The organism is Symplocastrum torsivum, from assembly GCF_059505465.1.
In genome coordinates this window covers 1-20,518 of record NZ_JCACKQ010000024.1, presented here as the reverse complement: position 1 = coordinate 20,518, position 20,518 = coordinate 1, and the positions used below count along the sequence as shown (strand labels likewise).

Sequence of the window (20,518 nt, the reverse complement as noted above, 5' to 3'; positions counted from 1 at the left end):
CCTTAAATGCTACACTTTACAAGTCTCGACGCGAGAGAAGAGAATCTTCCTTCCCACACCAAACCCCAGCAGCACAAAAGGGAGGTGTCCCGAATGGGCAACGAAAAGGGAAAAAGAAATATGGGAGTAGGTTAACCATTCTCCTTTCAAGCGCCACCCCACGCGATCGCAAAACTTTTTGTAGATTTCCTCATCGTACTTGCCCGGTTTTCCCCCTACGCTCTCCCAGATGCGCTTCTGTACGCTAAAACCGAAGCGCCCATCGCTGTATTTTACCCAAAGACGGTCAATCGTGCGGAGGTCTGTACAAGGAAACGTTTCAATAGACTCGATATTTAGCCAACCTTCTTTTTCTCGTCCTGTTGCCTTAAGCATTACAGCGAGAGTTTCCTGATCTGCTTCTTTCCACTTCCCATCTGCTAGTAAATTCCGCAGTCGTGTGTAGTCTACATTCTTTTCAGAACTAAGATCATCCGATTTGGGATTTGGGATTTGGGATTTTGGAGTGTCTTCATCAGAAAAAGCAGAGCTTTTAGATGTTTTTGGATGTGTTTTTACTTCTTCTGCTTCTTGCTCCGAAAGAATTGACTCTTCAATTCCCGCTACATCTTCATCAGTCAGACCCAAAACTTGCTGAAAATATTTCAACTCCTCGCGAGTCACTTCACTCAGAGGAGATTCCTGCTCTAGTGCTTCAATCAATACCTCTTCGTATTCCTTGAGATTTGCCTTGTGTTCCTCGTAGGGTGCTAGAACTTCCGCTTCAATCCTTTTGGTAACTTCCGGCGATACCTTCAACCTTGTTGCTAACTTGTTTAAAGCTGTGCGACCAATACGAGAAATTTCACCCTGACGCTTCTTAACCCATTTCTCAGCCTCTCGGCGATACTCCAATTCAGGGTCGTTTACAGGCGAACGAGTCAGGGTAATATTGAAGCCTTCTTTGTGCGAGTAAATTTCTGGCTTCATCGCGGGTTTAGCCGCCTGCACCTTCTCCTTGGCATAGTCGTGCAACTCCAAGATGGAAATTGTACCCGTTCCATCTGTGTCTGCTGCTCCTGTCTCCAACCCTTCAACTAGGAAGCGAGTATAAATTCCCGACCCTTCATGCTCAAAGGATTTTTGCAAGGCAGTTGAAGAGGTGAGAATTGCTCGTCCTTCGCCCCCTAACTCCCGTTTAATATCAACAGCACCACCGCTTTTAGGCTGCCAGCCTGCCGCAAACGCACCACTGTAGCAACAGTCGAGAATAACGACCTGTCGCTTGCACCGACTGTCATTCATCACGTCATGTACGAAACTAGCGGGTACAGACGTTTCCTTGAATGCGGCTTCATCAGTGATACGAGTTGTCAGATAGAGTCTGCCATCATCATTAGTGATGCCATGACCCGAAAAGAAAAGTAATGCAAGGTCTTCCCTTTGACAACCTCTCAACAGCTTGCCAATGGCTATTTGCATGGTAACTGGGTCGGGGTCAATCAGGGTTTCCACCTCATCAAAACCACCGATGTTCAGGTCTTGCAACACACGCCGCATTGCTTCCACATCATTGGGAGCAGCCGGAAGTGCAGGCAAACCTGCCTCGTACTGACTGACCCCAATCAGCAGTGCTACTTTCTTAGGCATCGTCAGATTCTTGCATCTGTTCTAAAAGTTGACGAACAACTTGCTCGGCGTCTTCTAACTCCTTACGGCTTTTCGCTTCAATCTCGACTTCCTGTTCGCCCACTTTTACTTTAATAACGACGGGTTTATTCGGAATGCGATCGCCAATAAAGCCCAAAACCTTCTGAATGTTTTCTATACTAACTTCAGCCGTTAGAACTCCCACTATAGTTGCTAGGACTGACCTAGCTCCCGGTTCTAAGTCCGAGTCTTTGGCAAAGTCAGCATTTTCTACTTCATCGAGTTGGCGCAGTTCACGCAGAAGCTTTCGCGCTGTCTCTTGCCGTTCCTCATCGTCTAGTTCTGGGTCATTAACCGCAAATGTGAATTTAATCGTTGGTGTGTCTATCATCTTATTCTCAGAGTCCTGCCACAAGTCTTAGTGCTGATTATAATTACTAGATTTTCCATTCCACAGCAAGGTAAATAGAATATTAGACCTTGTGCACGAATCAAGAAACCTGACTTTGAATCCAAGTTCGGACAGCACGAATTACCGTATTTTCGTTTTGAGTTTGGCGTGAAAGCAAAAATTGGTTGAGTACCGCAGCAGACACCTTTGGAAAGGCGAGGCTAAATGCTGACTCGACATAGTTGCGATCGCACTCATCGATTTGCAGGTGATAGATTTTCAAACCCTGTTTTTTCGTGTAGCACCAAACTTCAGGGATACCTAACGCTTGGTAAACCTCAATTCTGCGGGTGGAAGGACTCGTAATATCGACTTCAATCACCAGATCGGGTGGCAAATTTTCAGGAATCTCAGGATCGAGTCCTTGGAGTTGGTTAGCATTTTGAATATAAAAACACGTATCTGGTTCTGCGCCTTGATCGAGTTCCTCTCGCTCTAGGGTTGTCGAACCCAAATTGATCACATCCAAATCCAGTTCTTCAGTTAAAGTAGTGACAATTCTTGCCAACAACTGATTAATAATTTCGTGAAGCTTGGATGGCAGCTTGATTTGGAGGACTCCCCGATTGTAGGTGAGACGGGTGGCACGATGGTCGCCCATGTCAGCTAGTAAGGCTTTGTAGGTCTGCCAACTTACATTAGGTAGCACAACATTTTGGGTAACCTTGCCTTGAAAGTCTTCCAGTTCAAGCTCACTCACTTGTGTAGAAATCATCACAATTTGTGCTGCTTCCCTACGAATTGGCTCTTGTGTTCCTGGTTAGCACTCTACATCTGTGCGTTTTTTTGTTGGTAAGTAACTCAACTCAAGAGAACGTTAAACGTTGACCTCTCCCCTAGCCCCTCTCCTGCTCTTGAGTGGGTAACCTGACTCCCCCTTCCCTGGTAGGGAAGGGGGTTGGGGGGTTAGGTCAATATGTTTGTTTTTTAAGTTAATCTACTTATCTCATCCCTATTATCGACTCCGATGTACAAACACGTCTGGGGTAGGGATTACACCTGTGCTGAGAAGCGTTCTGCTTGCAGCAGCGCTAGGCGATCGCCTTTTTCCATACAGTATTGTGAGAAGATACGATACCTTGGACTAGAACAGACTCTCTTCCAAAGACGGTACCCAGTCGCCTCGCGTCGCCATGACTCAAACCACTGACTTCCTCAGCCACCTCAATTCCTCCCAACGTCGCGCTGTCGAACATTACTGCGGACCTTTACTTGTAGTTGCTGGCGCAGGTTCCGGCAAGACGAGGGCGCTAACGTATCGAATCGCCAATCTAATTCTCAAGCACAAGGTCGCTCCGGAAAATATCCTCGCGGTAACCTTTACTAATAAAGCTGCACGGGAGATGAAAGAGCGGATTGAGAAAGTATTCGCTCAACAACTGGCGCTTTCAAAACACGGTCAACGCTTGGAACTACTGCCAGCCGAGGAGCAAGTCCAGTTGCGATCGCGTGTTTACAAAACCTACATCAAGCCGTTGTGGATTGGTACATTCCACAGCCTATTTTCGCGGATTCTGCGTTTCGATATCAATAAATATCAAGACGACAAAGGACATCAGTGGAAACGTAGTTTTTCTATCTTTGACGAATCAGATGCCCAGAGTCTCGTTAAAAATATTGTCACTAAACAGTTAAACCTGGACGATAAAAAATTTAACCCTCGTTCGATGCGCTACGCCATTAGTAACGCGAAAAACCAAGGTTTAACACCTAATGATATTGAGAAAAATCAGCCTGATTACAAAGGGCGAGTGCTTTCTCAAGTCTATAGTTCTTACCAAGACCAACTAGCGGCTAACAACGCTCTTGATTTTGATGACTTGATTTTGATACCCGTCCGGCTATTCCAACAGAATGAATCTGTCTTAGGGTATTGGCATCAACAATTTCAACACATTTTGGTCGATGAATATCAAGATACAAATCGAATTCAATATGATTTGATTCGCTTACTTGTTACCAATGGAGAAACGAGAAAGAGTGAGTGGAATTGGCAAAATCGCTCAATCTTTGTAGTGGGAGATGCTGACCAATCCATCTATTCGTTTAGGATGGCAGACTACACCATCTTATTAGAATTTCAAGAAGACTTTGGTGATGGCTTGCCGGATGATGATACTCGAACAATGGTGAAATTGGAGGAAAACTATCGTTCTAGAGAAAACATTCTCCAAGCCGCTAACTACTTGATTGAGAACAACACCCAGCGTATTGATAAGGTACTGAAAGCAACACGCGGTATCGGAGAACAAATTTATTGTCACAAAGCAGACGATGAAGTTGCCGAGGCGCACTTTGTTGTGAACCAAATCCGTAAAATGGAAGAACAAAACCCGGAACTGGACTGGGGAAGTTTTGCCATCCTTTACCGTACTAATGCTCAATCTCGTCCCTTTGAGGATGCCTTGCGAGGTAAAGTTCCTTACATTATTGTTGGTGGGTTAAAGTTCTATGACCGGAAAGAAATTAAAGATGCGTTGGCTTACCTAAGAGCGATCGCAAATCCGGATGATACGGTTAGCCTTCTGCGAATTATTAACACCCCCCGACGCGGCATTGGTCAAGCGACGATTGATAACCTTGTTGGTGCTGCACAACAATTAGGTGTCCCCTTGTGGGAAATCCTCAGCGACAAAACCTCAGTGGCTACTCTAGCGGGACGTTCAGCCAAGGGTGTTAATAGCTTTGCTGATTTAATTACACGGTGGCAAGAGCAAGTTGAGAACTTCTCAGCCGCTGAAATTGTCAAAGGGATTATGGAAGAGTCAGGTTATGTTCAGGACTTGCAAAAACAAGGCACTGATGAAGCTGAGAACCGACTAGAAAACGTCTCCGAACTTTATAACGCTGTTCTCCAATTTCAGGAAGAGAACGAAGATACAAGCTTAGGAGGGTTTCTCGCCAACGCTTCCCTTGCCTCAGACTTGGATGACTTAAAAGATGGGCAAAAAGCCGTCTCTCTAATGACACTCCACTCAGCTAAAGGATTAGAATTTCCAGTAATCTTTTTGGTAGGGTTAGAGCAAGGGTTATTCCCTAACTTCCGCTCAATGGATGACCCTGCGGCATTGGAAGAAGAACGTCGTTTGTGTTATGTCGGCATTACCCGCGCTCAAGAACAACTGTATCTTTCCCATGCTCGTGAGCGTCGGCTTTATGGTAATCGTGAAGCGGCTGTACGTTCTCAGTTCCTTGGAGAAATACCGAAAGAACTCATCAGCAGCACACTAGTAAAAGTTAAAGCCAGTAGTGAACCTCTGACTTCAGCTACAGAACCCAGACAGCAAACGACTAAACGCTCAACAAAACAATCAGCAGACTGGAAAGTTGGTGAGTTGCTGATTCATGATTTCTTTGGTACTGGCGAAGTGACGCATGTTTTCGGTTCAGGAAGCAAGATTAGTATTGCTGTTAAGTTTCCCGGTGTTGGTCAAAAAATTCTTGACCCAAAACGAACGATATTGCAACGAGTGAAATAAATAGAATGGCACTGACTTAAGCTCTTAAGTCACGCTAAGGCAATACTACCTTGGGAGCAATAATGTACAAGACGGCTTAACTTAGACTACCTAAGCTGCAAGATGTAATCCACTTAACTTAACCTTTGCAGTCTCATGAAAGAACCAGTAGCCGCTGATTGGAGTGGTGTTATCGCTGGGATTAAGCGAAGTCTTCCCCTGGCGCTTTCTATCTTCACGTATGGTGTTTCATTCGGTGTGCTTGCGCGTCAGGCGGGACTAAGCTTAGTTGAAGCGTTCTTAATGAGTAGTTTGGTTTTTGCAGGTGCATCCCAGTTTATTGCGGTGGAGTTATGGCACTCACCACTACCGATTGCAACACTCCTTCTCACCACGTTGGTGATTAACTTGCGACACATCTTGATGAGTGCCTCCTTAAGCCCTTGGTTTTTGAAACTGCCTACCTGGAAAGCTTACGGTTGTTTCTTCTTCCTCAACGATGAAAGTTGGGCGCTAACGATGGCTGAGTTTGCCAAAGGAAAACCCAATGCTGGCTTTTTGCTAGGAACTGGCTTAATGACGTTTATCGCTTGGGTTAGTTCAACAGTTGTTGGGCAACTGCTTGGCAGTAAGATTACAGATCCAGCACAGTGGGGCTTAGATTTTGCCTTTACAGCCGTATTTATTGTGTTGCTAGTCTCGCTGTGGCGGGGTAAATCCAATTTTTTACCTTGGACTGTGGCGGCAATTGTTGCTGTGGCTACGGCTTACTGGTTACCAGGTAAGTGGTACATCCTGCTAGGGGGAATCGCTGGGAGTTCTGTGGGGGCGATACGTGATGCAGATTGATTCAACAACGCTTCTGGTAATTTTGGGAATGGCAGTAGTGACATATGCCACCCGTATTGCTGGGCTATGGCTGATGAACCGAGTCACTCTTTCCAATCGGATGAGGAGTTGGTTAAATCAGATTCCCGGTGCTGTTCTTATCTCTATCGTTGCACCAACCGTACTAACGCAGAGTCTAGCTGAGGTAGGTGCCGCACTAGCAACAGTTGTAGTAGCAATCAGAAGTGGCAACTTGATTTTGGCAATGCTAACTGGGATTGGTACGGTTTGGATTTTGCGATCGCTTCTTTTGGGAGTACCTTAGAAGATGCGATCGCGAGTTTAGACTGTGTAAATTTCTATGCTAAATTATGTCTCAAATCTGCTATAGCGTAGGTTTTTATGTCTAAATGAATCCAAGCTATTGTATAGCTCATTCAGGATTTTTAAAGGGGTGACTAAAGGTAAATCAACTCACGCTTCCAGGTTGCTTTAAGTAAGCTTTCTTTTAAACTTTTAGTCAACTAGGTAGCAGCAAGTGGTCAACCTGGCAAGCTAAGTTGAGTAGTCTTTATCTTCTTTCCTTTCATCAACTCAATACCTAGACTTGCAGCAAGAATAAACCGATGACCGATTCAGCATTCTCTATTGATCCAATTCAGGGCTTTACCGAAGATCTTCTTGGATACTATGTAACAAGTACGGCATCCATTAACGTCGAAGATGAACCTACCTATCCAAATACTTCAGTAGAAGAGTCACTTAGAGAAATGGCGCGGTATTTGGCAGAAAGTGACAACCCACAAATTGTGGTATCAATACATGGTTATGGGACTAAACGCTCTGATGCAAAAGAGCGTTTTAGAATTATTCACAAGTACGCTACCAGTATTTGTCAACCAAAAAGCTCAGTTTTTCTTGGGTACTGTTGGCCCTCTGAAAACCCGATGAAAGATGAGCCTGATCGTGAGCCTTCTAACCAAAAAGCTATTGCGTTTAAAGATAAACTAGGATACGCACTTAAGTCGCTACCGACTCTTTTAACAGGGATTTTCAGTAGTGCCTTAGTACTTGGCATCATTACAACCGTATTAATACTTGTACAACCTCGTACCTTTTCTGCTTTAGCCGTATTGTTATCGATTGGCATCTTTGCGATTTTTGCTACGCTAGTTCTCCTGAAATTAGGAGATGCTATTCCCTTACTGCCTCGATTGCCGCTTTGGGTACTATTCCTGGGACTATTAATAGGTGCAGTTGCAATTTATAGTCCAGTTATTCCCCAAACTTTACTAGTACTCCTTCTCATTCTATTTGTCGCTTCTTTGGCTATAGTTTTAGCTCTAATTGCCTTAAGACTGGCTACCTACTTGCGCGACAATTACCGAGCAACTAACTATGGTGTTCTAGATTTAGTTGAGTTACTGAGGCAACTCGACCAAGCCGTATTTGAAACTAAACTTTTTGATCTCATTGAAACCAAAAACCTAACAGAAGATTTACTCAATGAGATTGGAGAAACTAAGGAAGCATGGCAAGCTGCAGATAGAGCCAAAAGAATGGCACTCTGGAAGAAGGCAAACCAGAAAGCAGAAATAGAACAAGAAATCATCAACCAAATTCCTAAGATTAAATTAAATTTCATCGGTCATAGTATGGGATGCATGGTAGTTACAAACACGATACGCATCCTTTCTGACGTGTTTGATCCAAACTCAATTCAAAAGAATCCCTCTTCAGAGATTGGTCGTGTTTTTTCTCTGGGTAGGTTAATTCTAGTTGCGCCTGATATTCCCACAGAATCGATCATGCCTCGGAGAAGCAATTTTTTAAGGTCTTCTCTACGTCGATGTGAGGAAGCTTATGTCTTCAGTAATGAGGGAGATTTAGCATTACGTCTTGCCTCAACAGCCGCAAATTATTTCAGCTTTCCAGCAAGAACCCGCTTCAGTGGTTATAGACTAGGTAATTTAACAGCTAGGCGTTTTGAGAATAAAGATGACCGTCGAGTTCGGAAACTGGAAGAGCAAGACTATGGAATAGTCAATTTAAAAAATGGAGCGCTTACGAAGCCTTATCTAGAACTTGAAATTCGTGTTTCAAATCAGGAACATAGAAATTTAACTGAACTACGACCTCCAAATACAGTTGAAAAAGATAAGTCAAATTTAGTTGAAGATTTGCCAGTTGCAGATCTATTTACCTATTTTGACTGCACAGACTATACGGACTTCACACTTCAAGAAGGAAGCCAATCGGAGGGGATAGTTAGCTATGCGCTTAGAAAACCTGTTCTGAATTATTGGGATTACTTTCGGCTAATTAATGCTTATTTTTTCAAACGTGGCTCTGAAAACATAAATGTTCACGGTGGTTATTTTTATGGAAAGTTTAGCCATCAAGCAATCTGTGAACTAGCTTTTCTAGGATTTACAGGCTTTCTAAATAACTTGAGGTCTGGTGTTTCTCTAAATGAACAGCTTAGTGAACTGTCAACCCAGGCTAGGAAAAAGCATATTCAGGTAGTTCTTTCTCGGCGGGTTGAAAACCTTTTAAATTCTGGGAAATAGAACTACAGATTAAGCAACATAGCAGCCGTTAAGTTATGGCACAATCTTACGGTGTCTCGCTCACATCCGTTTGGCACAGGCAAAGGGGGGCGGTAATACAAGCTACTACCCCGGTTATTCAAGTATCGTGCAAAAGCGATCGCGTCGAAGTCTGAACTGAACTCGAAACCTATTCTGCTGCCAAGTTGGTGATTACTACAGGTAGTTGGACGCAATTGCTTCTGGCAAATCTAGGACTAAACTTACCCCTAAGCATTATGCCTTGTCAGTTAGCCTTTTTCAGGGCAGATAAACCAGAAGACTACGAACCCAGAACGCTACCTGTATTCATGGCGCACATGAATGACAACTATGGAGAAATCCCGTATGGTATTCCTTCTGTTGATGGCTCTGGAGTGAAAATCTCAACCTTTTATGGTTGGCAAACTGTTAATCACTCCAAACAAGTAGACTATGCGCCGAAGGATGAGTGGTAGTTCACACCACAGCTAATTGAACGGTACGAAGTAGCTGTTCTCGTGAGAAGGGTTTGGTCAAGTAGGCGGCTGCCCCTTGCTTCATACCCCAGAGGCGGTCAATTTCCTGATCTTTAGAAGAACAAATGATAACAGGAATATTAGCCGTAGCTGTATTGTTTTTGAGTTTACGACACAACTCAAATCCGCTCATTCCAGGCATCACAACATCTGTAACAATGAGATCAGGCTGTTGTTCTATTACTTTATTAAAAGCGCTCTTGGGATCAGATAGACGAATGACGATATGACCGCTCTCACGTAGGTAACTCTCCATCAACGCCATCTGAGAAGGGTTGTCTTCGACAAGCAATATTTTACTCATGTGTAGTTATCCTCAAAATCCTTGCACAATATAGACTGGGGCAAACTCTTAGGAAGTTGCGCCATTGAGAGTTGATTGCATCACCCTGCGGATGAGCATTGTTTGGATTAACTTGAAAGCTTAAGTCTGTTAGTCCATCATGAAGTGACTACCTTATGTCAGTGATAGTTCAAGCATTTCTAAAGGATTGCTAGACTGTGGTGCCTTAGTCACTACACTTCGATACATGACTAAGTTGCATTGAACACCCAAAATGTGTTCCCAAATTGCTGCTAAGTCAGTACTGACAGCGTACACCTTATCGGTGGCTTACAGTGTTTAGCCAATCATCTATATTGCTTTTTTTTACAGGCTAGTCAGGAGTGAATTCAGGCAGAAGTTAGGTTAAGCTGTGTTGTGGTAGAAGCGACAAACTCTATCTATCTTAGAGACTAGATTTCTGCCCAAATGGAGCAGTCAGTTTTAAGCGTTTTAAAGATGCACTCTAGGTAGGCTGCTGATTTTCACATTTACACCCATTATCAAGCTATCAAAAACACTCTCAAGTGTCCACATTCACACGATAATTTAATTCTCTTTTAGGCTTGGCTCCCTGTATCTACGGGGCTACACCGCCCGATGCCGTCTTCAGGACAACACTCTGAGGAGGTTCCATGTGTAGCTAGTGAACCTACCAAGACTTAGAGCTAGAGGATTTCCGCCCCCAATTCAAACTATTATGTAAAAATGCCTTCTGGCTCAGAATTATAAATATAGTCATAATCAAAAACCAAAAAATTGAGGTGATGAATAATTAAAAAACCTAAATTAGTTACCGTATAGGTCGTAAACGTATCTATTACTAAGCTATTTAATTTTTCACTTTTAATCCTTGGTTTTTTTATAAAGTAATCACGCTTAGCAAAAAACACATTTTCATGTCTAGGAACAATGATTTTATTGATTTTATGAGCATATTGAATCGGTTTAATATATGTCTTCAAAAAACTCTCTTGATGCTTCTGTAGTTGATACAATTGCTCATGCTGCAACCAACTCATTTGAAACATCATTTTTAAGATTTCGCAGCCTAAAATATAATAGAAGAACTTATTACGTTCTTCTGCATTGTGAACTAATTGAATAACCGAATCCAAATAAAAATAAGGCTGTTGGTTTAAATCACGGCTAGAATGAATATAAAATTGTTTAACATAATTTTTTAGAACATATTCATCCAACTCCTTATTAATATGGAACTTCTTTAAATATCGTTTTACTAGTCGTTCTGGTACTTGGTCTTGAAGGATTTTTACTACTAAGTTATCTGCTGTAAAATCATCTAGAATCTCAGCCTTGGTTTCTGGAGCATTTTCAGATATTAAATGAAATAATAGCGATAAAATATAGTGACGTTGATTTAAGGGGATGCTTGCCGCCCATGTCCTTACTTCAACAGGTATAGTTTCAAGTATGCTAATAGCTTGACTGGATGTAGTAGTTGATACTAATTCGTAGTTGAATTTACTCATAAATTGAAGCCATTGCACTCAGGTAGACAAAAACTATAGCGCGTCTAATTGAGTCGTACAACTCAGGTAAAGCAGAAAAAGCAAAGGTCAGAACTTAAGAGTTACAAGCCAAAAATTTTTCACAAACATCAAGTATTAGGTAATGAAGCCAGTTGGTTGTACAAATGATTTAGACGCGCTATATAGATTTAGCTTCAAATAACTTAAAGTTTTGCCTATTTAGACTCTGAAGTTTCTTGTATAGTTTAATACAGTTATTTTGTAAGATTGTTTCCAGAGTTTTGGCTCAGAGTAGATAAAAACAAAGCTCTAAGGCTTTTAGCTACTCTGAGCCAACTGAGCAAAAGAATCGAGTTCTACAAAGTTTGCCGCAGTCGATGCTCTAAGAAGACTTTGAAGAAAAAGAGTTAAGTTAGTTAATTTCGTCTGAGTTAAGTTGGCTTGATAACAGGTTTGCCTACTTACAGTAGCAAAGTTAATTACAATCGTTCTGAACCGAGGCTAGGGGATAATCTATAGCTAATGCTTGGCAACTGATAGGGTGATGGAACATTAACCATTATCGTGTAAAGCTTGAGGCTCATTTGGAAGTGAAAAAAAAACTACATACTTTACGAAGAGATTTATCTCAAAGCCCAGATGCCACTTTCTCTCGGCTGACTCACTAACCCTTGAGACAAGCTAGCTTTGCCACTTCGCCGCACTAAAGGGCGGTTTTCTAGAAGTGTAACGATGGAAACTGGTGCATCTAGGATTAATTATTGAATTGTTAAGAGCGATCGCAAATTTGGGTTAACAAGTGCTTGTGCGATCGCTTTTGAATATAGCTGTAGCCATAAAGGTTAGGACAGATTTAAGGACCCAAACAACCACGTACTTGTGATAAACATAAAAGCCGTCTGCCGTCTGCCGTCTGCCATAACTTAGGCTGACGAACTATCTAACAAGAGTTCATCGATCAGTGATTCCAAATCTTCCAGAGAGGAAATATCATCTGCTGAATCTGGCAAGCGCGGGACTTCTAGGGAGTTATCACTACGCGATTCTTTCACTAACCAATTGACGTGAGCCATGAGAGCCTCTCTAATCAACTCTATCTCTGACATAACTTGCTTAGCCTGAGCCTCCGTTAAGCGAGAGGGTTCCCTCAGTTGCTCGATCAATGAATTGAGGGTGTAAAACACTTGCATTAATAAATCTTCTAGCTTTTGATCAACCCTGAGTCGCCTCTCGTGCTGGAAAACCGTGAAACAGTCTACTAAACAAAAGCCAATTTTATGAATACTACTGATGTGAAGGCTATTGATAGGGAGTAAGTTTGCTGCGCCAACGATACCGCAACGAGTAGCACCCAATAGCTCACTCACTATTCCTGGGTCTTCAATGGTACTTGGCAGATTTAGCAAATGCGGCTCGATCACTTGGAGATATTTTTTAGCATCCTCAATGTAGTAGCCCATGATTTGCTGTAAGGGTTCTGGCTGCATAGCAAAAGTCTCTCTTCGATGCTCCATAGTTCTCAAAAACATCACTCAAGGTGTACTACATTTACTCCCGTCGATTCCCATCAACTAGCTCACTATCTACAAATGTCTTAATGGTGTATTGCACCGATACCGTTCTGTGTTCGCCACCAGGTAGTTGCACCCGCCAGCGATAACCACCCCGTATTGGTACACCCCGCTCCTCTTGTTCATACTTCTCCCACTCAGGTAAGACGCGATCGCTCTGAATATCCACTTTTGCATCTTCTCCAGAGATAGGGAGGCGTTCCCGTACTTCAATTCGAGCCTCTCTAGATAGACAGTTAGCCCTATCAATTTGAATCTGGTGGTGCAATTCATTGAAGGCAACAAGTGTTTCGCCGTACCGAGCTTCCTGATAGCTCATGTTCCGGGCAACTTTGATAGCTTGCTCAACCCCTAACCTTAACTCCATCTGTCCTTTGGTCGGCCCCGTAGCAATGTTGGTAGATAGTATATACTTGCCATCAACGTAGACATCCGCAAGACCAGCGAGTAATGGCACTTGCAACGGGTTCCCAATCTGGTCGAGTCGGTATATGTAGCTGGTAGAGGACAGTGATTTCATTGTCAGTCAATTAGAGCGATCGCATCCTCAAGACGTTGTACCTCAGCCTTAGGCATCTGATCATAAGGTACTGCCAGACTATCTAGGTTATTTACTGGTGTTTATATTTCTCACTCCAAGGGAGATATGCAAAAACTTCACACTGGCTTGAGCAAAGACGAAGCTGGCTAACTTAAGAACGAATCCAGTCAAGTAGCATTGCACTTCAGATCTTAAGCAACATGCCAACCAAGTTTCCCCTTCTCCCCTACTCCCTATTCAAGCAGCTAGAAAATCGGCATATTCAATGTAACAAAGCTTGATGTTTGAACTACAATGACCAGTGGTGTGAGTAAGCAGAAATAACTATAAAGAGCTAATGTCAACTCGTTCATCTGGTCTAATCGACTCGCCAAGTTCAATCGGTGACTCCCAAGCCATAAGAAATAGCTCGACAGTCGCAACTGACGACCCCCGCCTGATTAGATTAATGAAATCTCTCTATCAGGCTGACCAACAAGTTGAGTACTTGCATTTACAAGCAGAGGTTGAATCCCTATTGCGGCAGTTGCAAATACTCAAAAAGCAACGGCTGGACTCCGTTCAGCCTGATGTTAGTCTTCAGGGGCAGTAGAAGATTTTGTCGTCAGATGTACTACCCCTAACCCTGGAAACCCTGCTGGGTGTTTTTGCTCGTGATATTACTGACTCAACTATCAGGCAGATAATAAAACACTGCCTGCCAGAGTGTGTAACCTGGCAGGTTTTTTGTGTACCTACATACTCGTGATTTACTCAACTGAATGCTGGAGAAGTTAACCTTTTCATGACTATATCGGTAAATAGAGAAACAATCCCAAGCTCAGCCTCTACAGCTAATGCTGATCCCCTGCGCTTGAAAGACATTTTGCGGACTCTGCCGCGTGAGGTTTTTGAGAAAAACCGTCGCAAAGCTTGGACGTTGTTGATTGTGAATGTCTTAATGGTTTGCTTGGGTTACTGGGGTTTGGCATTAGCCCCCTGGTTTCTTTTACCCCCTTTGTGGATTTTCACTGGCACAGCACTGACTGGTTTTTTTGTGATTGGTCATGATTGTGGTCATCGCTCGTTTGCTAACCGACGTTGGGTTAATGACCTTGTGGGGCATTTGGCATTTTTGCCACTCATTTATCCCTTCCACAGTTGGCGAATTCTGCACAATCACCATCATGCTCATACCAACAAGCTAGATGAAGACAATGCATGGCAACCGGTTAAACCAGAGATTTTCGCAAACCAAGTTCCCTGGATGCAGTGGCTGTATCGCTTCGTTCTCAATGGTTGTTGGTGGGTAGGTTCAATCGTGCATTGGGCAGGATTGCACTTTAATTGGACTAAGTTTGAGGGTAAACAGCGCTCTCAGGTAAAGTTTTCGGTGTTGGTTGTGCTAGGTTGTGCTGCGATCGCATTTCCTCTACTCATTGCTACAACTGGCATTTGGGGATTCGTCAAATTCTGGCTATTACCCTGGATGGTTTACCACTTCTGGATGAGTACCTTTACAATCGTCCACCACACAGCACCTGACATTCCATTCATTCCGGCTGAAAATTGGAACGCTGCTCAATCTCAGCTATTTGGCACTGTCCATTGCGATTATCCGGGTTGGGTAGAATTCCTGTGCCATGACATCAATGTTCACATCCCTCATCACTTATCTACAGCGATTCCTTCCTATAACTTACGGTTAGCTCATCGCAGTCTCCAAGAAAAGTGGGGTGGTGAACTGCGGGAGTGTAGCTTCTCTTGGTCTCTCATGAGGCAGATTACTCAGCAATGTCATCTCTATTCTGCTGAGGAATGCTATCAGACTTTTGAAGACTATTACGCTAAGCGATAGTGTAAAAGATTCAACAAAGCACTCTGTAACTAATCTAAATGCACCCTTCATTTTTTTGTAAACTGGGGGGTGCTTAATTATTTTAAGAAGGGCGGCATTAATATTTGCTATTGAGGCAAGGCAGAAGGCAGAAGGGAAGAGGATTTTATTCTCTTAACATTTGTTGTCATACCTTCGTTTATACCTACAGAACTCGATAAAAACCCCACAGAGGCAAATGCCACGAAGCGAGGGCGAAATCCCTAAAGATGATTGAGATTCTTCCACTTATGACTAAGGAGAGTTCGTCCTACTCAAAACGCTGACGCTCAACTGACCAGCGCTTGAGGTTGTAGGCGTTTGAACTATTGAGAATTAAAGCCGCAGAACCACCATCCCCTAAATCTGCGAGCGCGGTTAGTGAGGTTTGTGCATCTTTGGAAAATTCGCTATAGATTAAGCTGCCTGTATCAGAAAAGATTAGTGTACGGGGCTTGTACAACTGGTTGTCGTTGATCGGTCGTGTAACATCTGGCTTTTGGGAGGCTCCAGAGAGGTCTTCGTAAAGCGTTAGCACCGCTTCTGGCTGCTTGTTCCCTGTTAAATCAATTGGTCGAACTGACCAATGCCCAATTTCGCTGAGCATTGCCGTTAAGCTGGGAAATTCTCCTGATTTGAGCTGACCACTCTTGAGTAACTCGCGCCAGAGTACTGGGAGGATTGCCGATACCCATTGAGGCTGTAGCTGGTTAAGATCCCAAAAACTAAGGGACACTGGCTCTAACCAACGAAGTGAGCTTTCTGTGTGAGCGAGGAGGCGAGTCTTGTTGGCAGTGCCTTGCGTTGTCGAAAGCAGTGGTTCACCGGATGCTAATAGCTGAAGGCTACCGTCTCGGTAAACAGCCGCTTTGATTGTTGCGATTGTTGATTCCTGAGTTCCCTCAACCGTCCAGGCTGTAATCTGGATGCGGGAGTTTGCGCCTAAGCCCAAATAATTCCATAACTGCGAACCATAGGCAACAGTTGGAACTGGCAAATCAGAAAACGGCGGCTGCTTCCAGCGTTGACCATCATTAAAAGCAGCTACCTGTACCTGATACCAAACTTGCTGTGGCTCTAGTTGCAAGGTTGGGGATTGGGACGAGATGTTTCTGATTGCGAGTCCGGTGTTTTTGTTTTCTGGTGGACGCCAATCCGTTTCATTGACTTTTTGAATAACTTGTGCAGTGCCGACAATTTGACTCGAATCACCACCGGAGGCAGTTGTAAAGGTGCCTTCTAGGTGGTCGAGGAGTTCGTAAAACTGGCTATTGATTGTAAATGTCTCGGCTGTTGATACGAAGGTATTGGAGAAGGTAATCTGCCTTAACCAGGCGATCGCTTTTGCACGGTTTTGCTGAGCTGCTAGAATCAAGGCTCCCCAAGCTTTTACGTTTTCATCATTGGGATTGACCTTAAGAGCGGCTTCAACACGCTCCCACAAACCGCCAGAATCGTTTTTGAGGAAAGTGGCAATCTCCTGTACCGGGCTACCTGGCGCAGACGACTGAAACACTAGTAAAGCATCTGCCCAACGACCATCAATGAGATTGGCAAGAATTTGTTGACTGGGGGTTGCCCAAGGTTGCTTAGACTGAGCCTCAGTGACCTGTGCGTGCAGTTGAACAAAATCCAATTGCGCTTGCGCGGTAGTTGACCACTTTTTGGACTTCTGAGACTTCAACAGTTGTTGAGCGGGTGACCACAATCCATGCCGAGCAAGCATCATGCCATTGCGATAGGTTGGAGTATCCAGTGCTGGTTGTGCCAGGGAAACTTCCTCCAGAAATATGGGGTCAGGCACAAACTTGCGGGGTTTAATCTGGTAAACCTTGAACTGGGGTTCCAAACCCACCATCCGATCAACAACTAGTTCAGCGGATGAACCGCCAGTTATTTCCTGCCAGTAGGGTTGGGACTCATTCGGACTAGTCCACTGCAACATGATACTCAGGTGCATCTGGTCAGGGTTGTAGTGAATGATTTGCCCATAAGTCATGGGTGTATCACCAGTAGACTGATGACCTGAAAGGTTGAACCAAAATCCCTTTCCTGGAGCTTTGCTGTCAAAGCGAGTCAGTTTTGTTAGAGGTAGTGAACGAGACACCCCTGCGTTATCCGCCTTGGCACTGACTGGGGTAGAGAGAACAAAATATTCTTCTGGCCCAACGATGGGAAGTTCTGCGACAAGCTGGTAGTAGGTTTCATTCCCGCCAGGTCCAATCGGTTGATAAACTCTCAGTTCAACAATCTGTTGACAATCAGTCTGGCAATCTGCCTTCGATGCCAAGATTGGCAACAGTAGCTCAGAATTGAGAGACTGCGGTTCTCCGGTAATTAATCCGCTTTGGCGAATCTTGTCTTGGATTGCCGCTAGAGTCTGTGGCGATGAACTGGCGGCAACGGGGATGCGAGTCCATGCTGGTAAAAATTGATTGAGCCAAAGAACAGTGTTTGGATCAATCATCAAACGGATGGCAAGCCAAGTGCCACCGACAACCAGACCACCGGAAGCGAATATAATCGCGATCGCACCTAATTTTACCAAGCCGCCATTTAACCGCGACTTTGGCTTGGATGGTTGCTTTTTGAGCGGTACCCTCGTCTTGCCATTTGCCCTTATGGGTTTTCCAGAGGGTTTCTTTCCCCGCTGGCTAGCTTTAACGGGTGGCAGGTGTTTCTGTGAATCTTGAGGAGTTTTCCTTGCCATGGGTTGCAGTACACTCGCTTCTATTTGCTCTGGAAAACCAATCCCAATTTACACTCTTCCCCACATTCTTGATATCGTTCTCCCTGTTTTCCTTGGAACGTGGAGCAACTCCTTTACAAAATTCAAAACTTGGGAAGACTCAGAACCTAGTCCAGAGGAACCAACACGACTAAGAAGGTTAACACTGAGGGACTTACCGCAGAACTGGTTGATAATAGCTAGAGTTAGAGAATAAGTGGAAGTATCGAGTGGTCGTAAACCGATATCTCTGTAGATAGAAGCAAGACCTCAGGCTCTATTGAGGCTAACTTATCAATTGCTATGCCATCTAAAACCTTAAAGTATGCTTACTTTCCTGGCTGCGTTGCCCAAGGGGCTTGCCGGGAACTTTACCAGTCTACCGCCGCACTCACTCAGGCATTAGGTATTGAATTAATTGAGCTGAAAAAAGCTGCCTGTTGTGGTTCTGGTACCTTTAAAGAAGATTCCCAACTGCTGGAAGACACTGTTAATGCTCGCAACATTGCCCTAGCAGAGCAACTGAATCTGCCACTTCTAACCCATTGCAGTACCTGTCAGGGTGTGATTGGTCATGTGGATGAGCGGTTAAAGGAATTGCAACACACGGATACCGCCTACGTTGAGCAGGTTAATGGATTGCTCAAAAAAGAGGGCTGTTCACCGTATCAAGGAAGCACCGAGGTCAAGCATTTACTGTGGGCGTTGGTGACTGATTATGGAATGGAGGCTTTACAGGAACGAGTAACCCGTAAGCTGAGTGGACTCAAATGTGCGGCGTTCTATGGTTGCTATCTGCTAAGGGCGCAGAAGTCCATACCCTTTGACGACCCTTTTAATCCAGAGTCGATGGAGACTGTGTTTAAGACAGTTGGAGCGACACCTGTTTATTACCGAGGGCGGACTCAGTGCTGTGGTTGGCCAATTTCTAGCTATGCGCCAACGCAGTCGTTCAAGATGGCAGGGGCACATATTCAGGAAGCTCTTGATGCGGGTGCTGATTGTCTGGTAACACCTTGCCCCTTATGTCACCTTAATTTAGATTCCCGCCAACCAGAGGTAGAGAAGGTGATTGGCAGTTCCTTGGGTTTACCCGTATTGCACTTACCTCAATTAGTTGCCCTTGCCCTAGGGATTAGCCCTAAGCAGTTAGGTTTAGATCGACACATCGTCTCGACTCAACCTGTGCTGGAAAAACTGGGGCTTTAAGCGATCGCTTTCTTTAAGGGTTCAAAAAGAACTCTACGCTCTTAGAAGTTATCGCTCGTTATCATTGGTCACTCCTCCTGGATGAGTTGTGACCAATGACGATAACTCGGTAGAGCGACTCTCCGCGTATTCCTAAAGGAAGATTGTAGAAATTTTTCGGGTGTGATATATTATATTCTTCGATTAAGAACAGGGTGCATCTACCAACTATTAATTGGGTTTTACAGGGTACAAGAACAGCCCAATAAAAGTGAACAGTGGTACAGGGGCATTATCCAAGAGGTAGTGAGCAGTTTAGAGCTAAAGCTCAACCCGCGTATTTGGTGGCGCGAACACGATGATCTTTCACCAGTACAACGATTGGGAGAGTTTATAGAAAACGTGCTGCTGGTCGAGATCAGCCAAAAAATTGTTATCTTCGTGGATGAAATTGACAGTGTTCTCAGCCTGAATTTTTCGTCTGATGTTTTTTTTGCTCTGCTCAGGTCTTGCTGCGATAAACGTTCTGACAAAGCAGAATACAGACGACTCACTTTTGCACTGTTGGGAGTGGCGACACCATCGTACTTGATTCGAGATAAAAATCGCACACCGTTTAATATCGGTGATGCAATTCATCTGAATGGATTTGAATTGCAAGAAGCCGAACCGTTAGCAAGAGGATTAGAGAGAAAAGTTAGCAACCCTTATGCAGTTCTAGAACAGGTATTGTCCTGGACAGGGGGACAACCCTTTCTTACCCAAAAACTTTGCCAACTTGTTATCACTTCTGAATCTTCAATTCCAGATGGAGATGAAACGACGGTAATTGAGAACCTAGTAAAGTCAAGGATAATAACGAATTGGGAATCCCAAGATGAGTCAGAGCATTTGAGAACGATTCGTGATCGCATTCTAAGAGATAAACAGGGAGCTGGGCGGCTGCTGGAGCTATATAAGCAAATTCTGGATTCACAAAGCAACAAGGCAGCACCAGTACAAGCTGATGATAGTTCTCAACAAAGAGCATTACTTCTATCAGGTTTAGTAAGCAATAAACATCATAATTTAATAGTTTCCAACCGTATTTATAAATCTATATTTAATGGTCATTGGGTTAGTAGAGAGAAAAAAAATTAGGAAACTTGCCATTCTATGCTGAAAATATGACAGCCTGGTTAGCTTCTGGCTGCCTGGATGAATCATCATTACTGCGCGGCAAAGAATTACAAGATGCTTTGGTACAAGCAGAAAGCAAAAGTTCGAGCAACCAGTATTACCAGTTTTTAGTGGCTAGACCAGCTCGGCAGAAGTAACCCACCAGCCTAGACAGGGGTGAAAATTGAGG

At 43.9% G+C, this 20,518-nt stretch carries 18 protein-coding genes; 10 read left to right on the top strand and 8 right to left on the bottom strand.

Translation table 11 applies throughout. From position 1 onward, the window contains the following. Positions 1–9 precede the first annotated feature (9 nt). The 3 genes from AC5JL3_RS08295 to AC5JL3_RS08285 form a co-directional block, all read right to left on the bottom strand. Positions 10–1,629, bottom strand: coding sequence for a caspase, EACC1-associated type (locus AC5JL3_RS08295; RefSeq protein WP_496074036.1), 1,620 nt, complete (start codon positions 1,627–1,629; stop codon positions 10–12). Then, the gene (locus AC5JL3_RS08290) at positions 1,622–2,020 is read right to left on the bottom strand and encodes an effector-associated constant component EACC1 (protein WP_496074035.1); all 399 of its coding nucleotides are present in this window, start codon (positions 2,018–2,020) and stop codon (positions 1,622–1,624) included. The genes AC5JL3_RS08295 and AC5JL3_RS08290 overlap by 8 nt, the downstream gene beginning before the upstream one ends. Before the next feature lie 100 nt (positions 2,021–2,120). Then, on the bottom strand, positions 2,121–2,795 hold the full coding sequence (locus AC5JL3_RS08285; RefSeq protein ID WP_496074034.1) for a Uma2 family endonuclease: 675 nt from the start codon (positions 2,793–2,795) through the stop codon (positions 2,121–2,123). A gap of 418 nt (positions 2,796–3,213) precedes the next feature. Between AC5JL3_RS08285 and pcrA the strand changes: the two genes are divergently transcribed. The 5 genes from pcrA (at position 3,214) to AC5JL3_RS08260 (ending at position 9,412) form a co-directional block, all read left to right on the top strand. Further along, positions 3,214–5,559 carry a DNA helicase PcrA gene (gene pcrA / locus AC5JL3_RS08280; protein ID WP_496074033.1) on the top strand — a complete coding sequence of 782 codons (2,346 nt, stop codon included), beginning with the start codon at positions 3,214–3,216 and terminating at the stop codon, positions 5,557–5,559. Between the two features lie 135 nt (positions 5,560–5,694). After that, positions 5,695–6,387: an AzlC family ABC transporter permease gene (locus AC5JL3_RS08275; RefSeq protein ID WP_496074032.1), complete on the top strand. Its 693-nt coding sequence runs from the start codon at positions 5,695–5,697 to the stop codon at positions 6,385–6,387. Further along, positions 6,377–6,691: an AzlD family protein gene (locus tag AC5JL3_RS08270; protein WP_496074031.1), complete on the top strand. Its 315-nt coding sequence runs from the start codon at positions 6,377–6,379 to the stop codon at positions 6,689–6,691. The genes AC5JL3_RS08275 and AC5JL3_RS08270 overlap by 11 nt, the downstream gene beginning before the upstream one ends. A gap of 301 nt (positions 6,692–6,992) precedes the next feature. Beyond that, positions 6,993–8,936 (top strand): alpha/beta hydrolase, encoded by a 1,944-nt coding sequence (locus AC5JL3_RS08265; protein ID WP_496074030.1) that lies wholly within the window; start codon positions 6,993–6,995, stop codon positions 8,934–8,936. Positions 8,937–9,193: 257 nt separating this feature from the next. Then, on the top strand, positions 9,194–9,412 hold the full coding sequence (locus tag AC5JL3_RS08260) for a hypothetical protein (protein ID WP_496074029.1): 219 nt from the start codon (positions 9,194–9,196) through the stop codon (positions 9,410–9,412). A 1-nt stretch (position 9,413) separates the two neighbouring features. Here the strand turns inward: AC5JL3_RS08260 and AC5JL3_RS08255 are convergent, their stop codons facing one another. The 4 genes from AC5JL3_RS08255 to AC5JL3_RS08240 all read right to left on the bottom strand — a co-directional run bounded on the left by AC5JL3_RS08255 (position 9,414) and on the right by AC5JL3_RS08240 (position 13,378). Then, positions 9,414–9,776 carry a response regulator gene (locus AC5JL3_RS08255; protein ID WP_192218829.1) on the bottom strand — a complete coding sequence of 121 codons (363 nt, stop codon included), beginning with the start codon at positions 9,774–9,776 and terminating at the stop codon, positions 9,414–9,416. Positions 9,777–10,492: 716 nt separating this feature from the next. After that, on the bottom strand, positions 10,493–11,287 hold the full coding sequence (locus tag AC5JL3_RS08250) for a cobyrinic acid a,c-diamide synthase (RefSeq protein ID WP_496074028.1): 795 nt from the start codon (positions 11,285–11,287) through the stop codon (positions 10,493–10,495). A gap of 923 nt (positions 11,288–12,210) precedes the next feature. Continuing rightward, the gene (locus AC5JL3_RS08245) at positions 12,211–12,774 is read right to left on the bottom strand and encodes a hypothetical protein (protein ID WP_192218831.1); all 564 of its coding nucleotides are present in this window, start codon (positions 12,772–12,774) and stop codon (positions 12,211–12,213) included. A 61-nt stretch (positions 12,775–12,835) separates the two neighbouring features. Beyond that, positions 12,836–13,378, bottom strand: a complete 543-nt coding sequence (locus tag AC5JL3_RS08240) for a hypothetical protein (RefSeq protein ID WP_496074027.1) — start codon at positions 13,376–13,378, stop codon at positions 12,836–12,838. A 358-nt stretch (positions 13,379–13,736) separates the two neighbouring features. Between AC5JL3_RS08240 and AC5JL3_RS08235 the strand changes: the two genes are divergently transcribed. Together AC5JL3_RS08235 and AC5JL3_RS08230 are read left to right on the top strand one after the other, a co-directional pair. Continuing rightward, entirely contained in the window at positions 13,737–13,991 is a 255-nt protein-coding gene (locus AC5JL3_RS08235) for a hypothetical protein (protein ID WP_496074026.1), read from the top strand. A 192-nt stretch (positions 13,992–14,183) separates the two neighbouring features. Next, positions 14,184–15,236, top strand: coding sequence for a fatty acid desaturase (locus AC5JL3_RS08230; protein ID WP_496074025.1), 1,053 nt, complete (start codon positions 14,184–14,186; stop codon positions 15,234–15,236). Positions 15,237–15,525: 289 nt separating this feature from the next. Here AC5JL3_RS08230 and AC5JL3_RS08225 read toward each other — a convergent pair whose 3' ends face one another. Continuing rightward, a complete protein-coding gene (locus AC5JL3_RS08225; RefSeq protein ID WP_496074024.1) occupies positions 15,526–17,964 on the bottom strand; it encodes a hypothetical protein in 2,439 nt (812 codons plus the stop codon). A 321-nt stretch (positions 17,965–18,285) separates the two neighbouring features. On the opposite strand from AC5JL3_RS08225, the gene AC5JL3_RS08220 reads away from it, so the two are divergent. From AC5JL3_RS08220 to AC5JL3_RS08210, 3 genes are all read left to right on the top strand, one after another. Beyond that, positions 18,286–19,191, top strand: a complete 906-nt coding sequence (locus AC5JL3_RS08220; RefSeq protein ID WP_192218836.1) for a CoB--CoM heterodisulfide reductase iron-sulfur subunit B family protein — start codon at positions 18,286–18,288, stop codon at positions 19,189–19,191. Between the two features lie 162 nt (positions 19,192–19,353). Then, positions 19,354–20,310: an AAA-like domain-containing protein gene (locus AC5JL3_RS08215; protein ID WP_496074023.1), complete on the top strand. Its 957-nt coding sequence runs from the start codon at positions 19,354–19,356 to the stop codon at positions 20,308–20,310. Between the two features lie 26 nt (positions 20,311–20,336). Further along, a complete protein-coding gene (locus AC5JL3_RS08210) occupies positions 20,337–20,486 on the top strand; it encodes a hypothetical protein (RefSeq protein ID WP_496074022.1) in 150 nt (49 codons plus the stop codon). Positions 20,487–20,518: the final 32 nt, after the last annotated feature.

Coding starts and splice junctions, on each gene's coding strand:
- AC5JL3_RS08295 (WP_496074036.1), bottom strand. CDS start 1,629: ATGCCTAAGAAAGTAGCACTGCTGATTGGGGTCAGTCAGTACGAGGCA.
- AC5JL3_RS08290 (WP_496074035.1), bottom strand. CDS start 2,020: ATGATAGACACACCAACGATTAAATTCACATTTGCGGTTAATGACCCA.
- AC5JL3_RS08285 (WP_496074034.1), bottom strand. CDS start 2,795: ATGATTTCTACACAAGTGAGTGAGCTTGAACTGGAAGACTTTCAAGGC.
- pcrA (WP_496074033.1), top strand. CDS start 3,214: ATGACTCAAACCACTGACTTCCTCAGCCACCTCAATTCCTCCCAACGT.
- AC5JL3_RS08275 (WP_496074032.1), top strand. CDS start 5,695: ATGAAAGAACCAGTAGCCGCTGATTGGAGTGGTGTTATCGCTGGGATT.
- AC5JL3_RS08270 (WP_496074031.1), top strand. CDS start 6,377: ATGCAGATTGATTCAACAACGCTTCTGGTAATTTTGGGAATGGCAGTA.
- AC5JL3_RS08265 (WP_496074030.1), top strand. CDS start 6,993: ATGACCGATTCAGCATTCTCTATTGATCCAATTCAGGGCTTTACCGAA.
- AC5JL3_RS08260 (WP_496074029.1), top strand. CDS start 9,194: ATGCCTTGTCAGTTAGCCTTTTTCAGGGCAGATAAACCAGAAGACTAC.
- AC5JL3_RS08255 (WP_192218829.1), bottom strand. CDS start 9,776: ATGAGTAAAATATTGCTTGTCGAAGACAACCCTTCTCAGATGGCGTTG.
- AC5JL3_RS08250 (WP_496074028.1), bottom strand. CDS start 11,287: ATGAGTAAATTCAACTACGAATTAGTATCAACTACTACATCCAGTCAA.
- AC5JL3_RS08245 (WP_192218831.1), bottom strand. CDS start 12,774: ATGCAGCCAGAACCCTTACAGCAAATCATGGGCTACTACATTGAGGAT.
- AC5JL3_RS08240 (WP_496074027.1), bottom strand. CDS start 13,378: ATGAAATCACTGTCCTCTACCAGCTACATATACCGACTCGACCAGATT.
- AC5JL3_RS08235 (WP_496074026.1), top strand. CDS start 13,737: ATGTCAACTCGTTCATCTGGTCTAATCGACTCGCCAAGTTCAATCGGT.
- AC5JL3_RS08230 (WP_496074025.1), top strand. CDS start 14,184: ATGACTATATCGGTAAATAGAGAAACAATCCCAAGCTCAGCCTCTACA.
- AC5JL3_RS08225 (WP_496074024.1), bottom strand. CDS start 17,964: ATGGCAAGGAAAACTCCTCAAGATTCACAGAAACACCTGCCACCCGTT.
- AC5JL3_RS08220 (WP_192218836.1), top strand. CDS start 18,286: ATGCCATCTAAAACCTTAAAGTATGCTTACTTTCCTGGCTGCGTTGCC.
- AC5JL3_RS08210 (WP_496074022.1), top strand. CDS start 20,337: ATGACAGCCTGGTTAGCTTCTGGCTGCCTGGATGAATCATCATTACTG.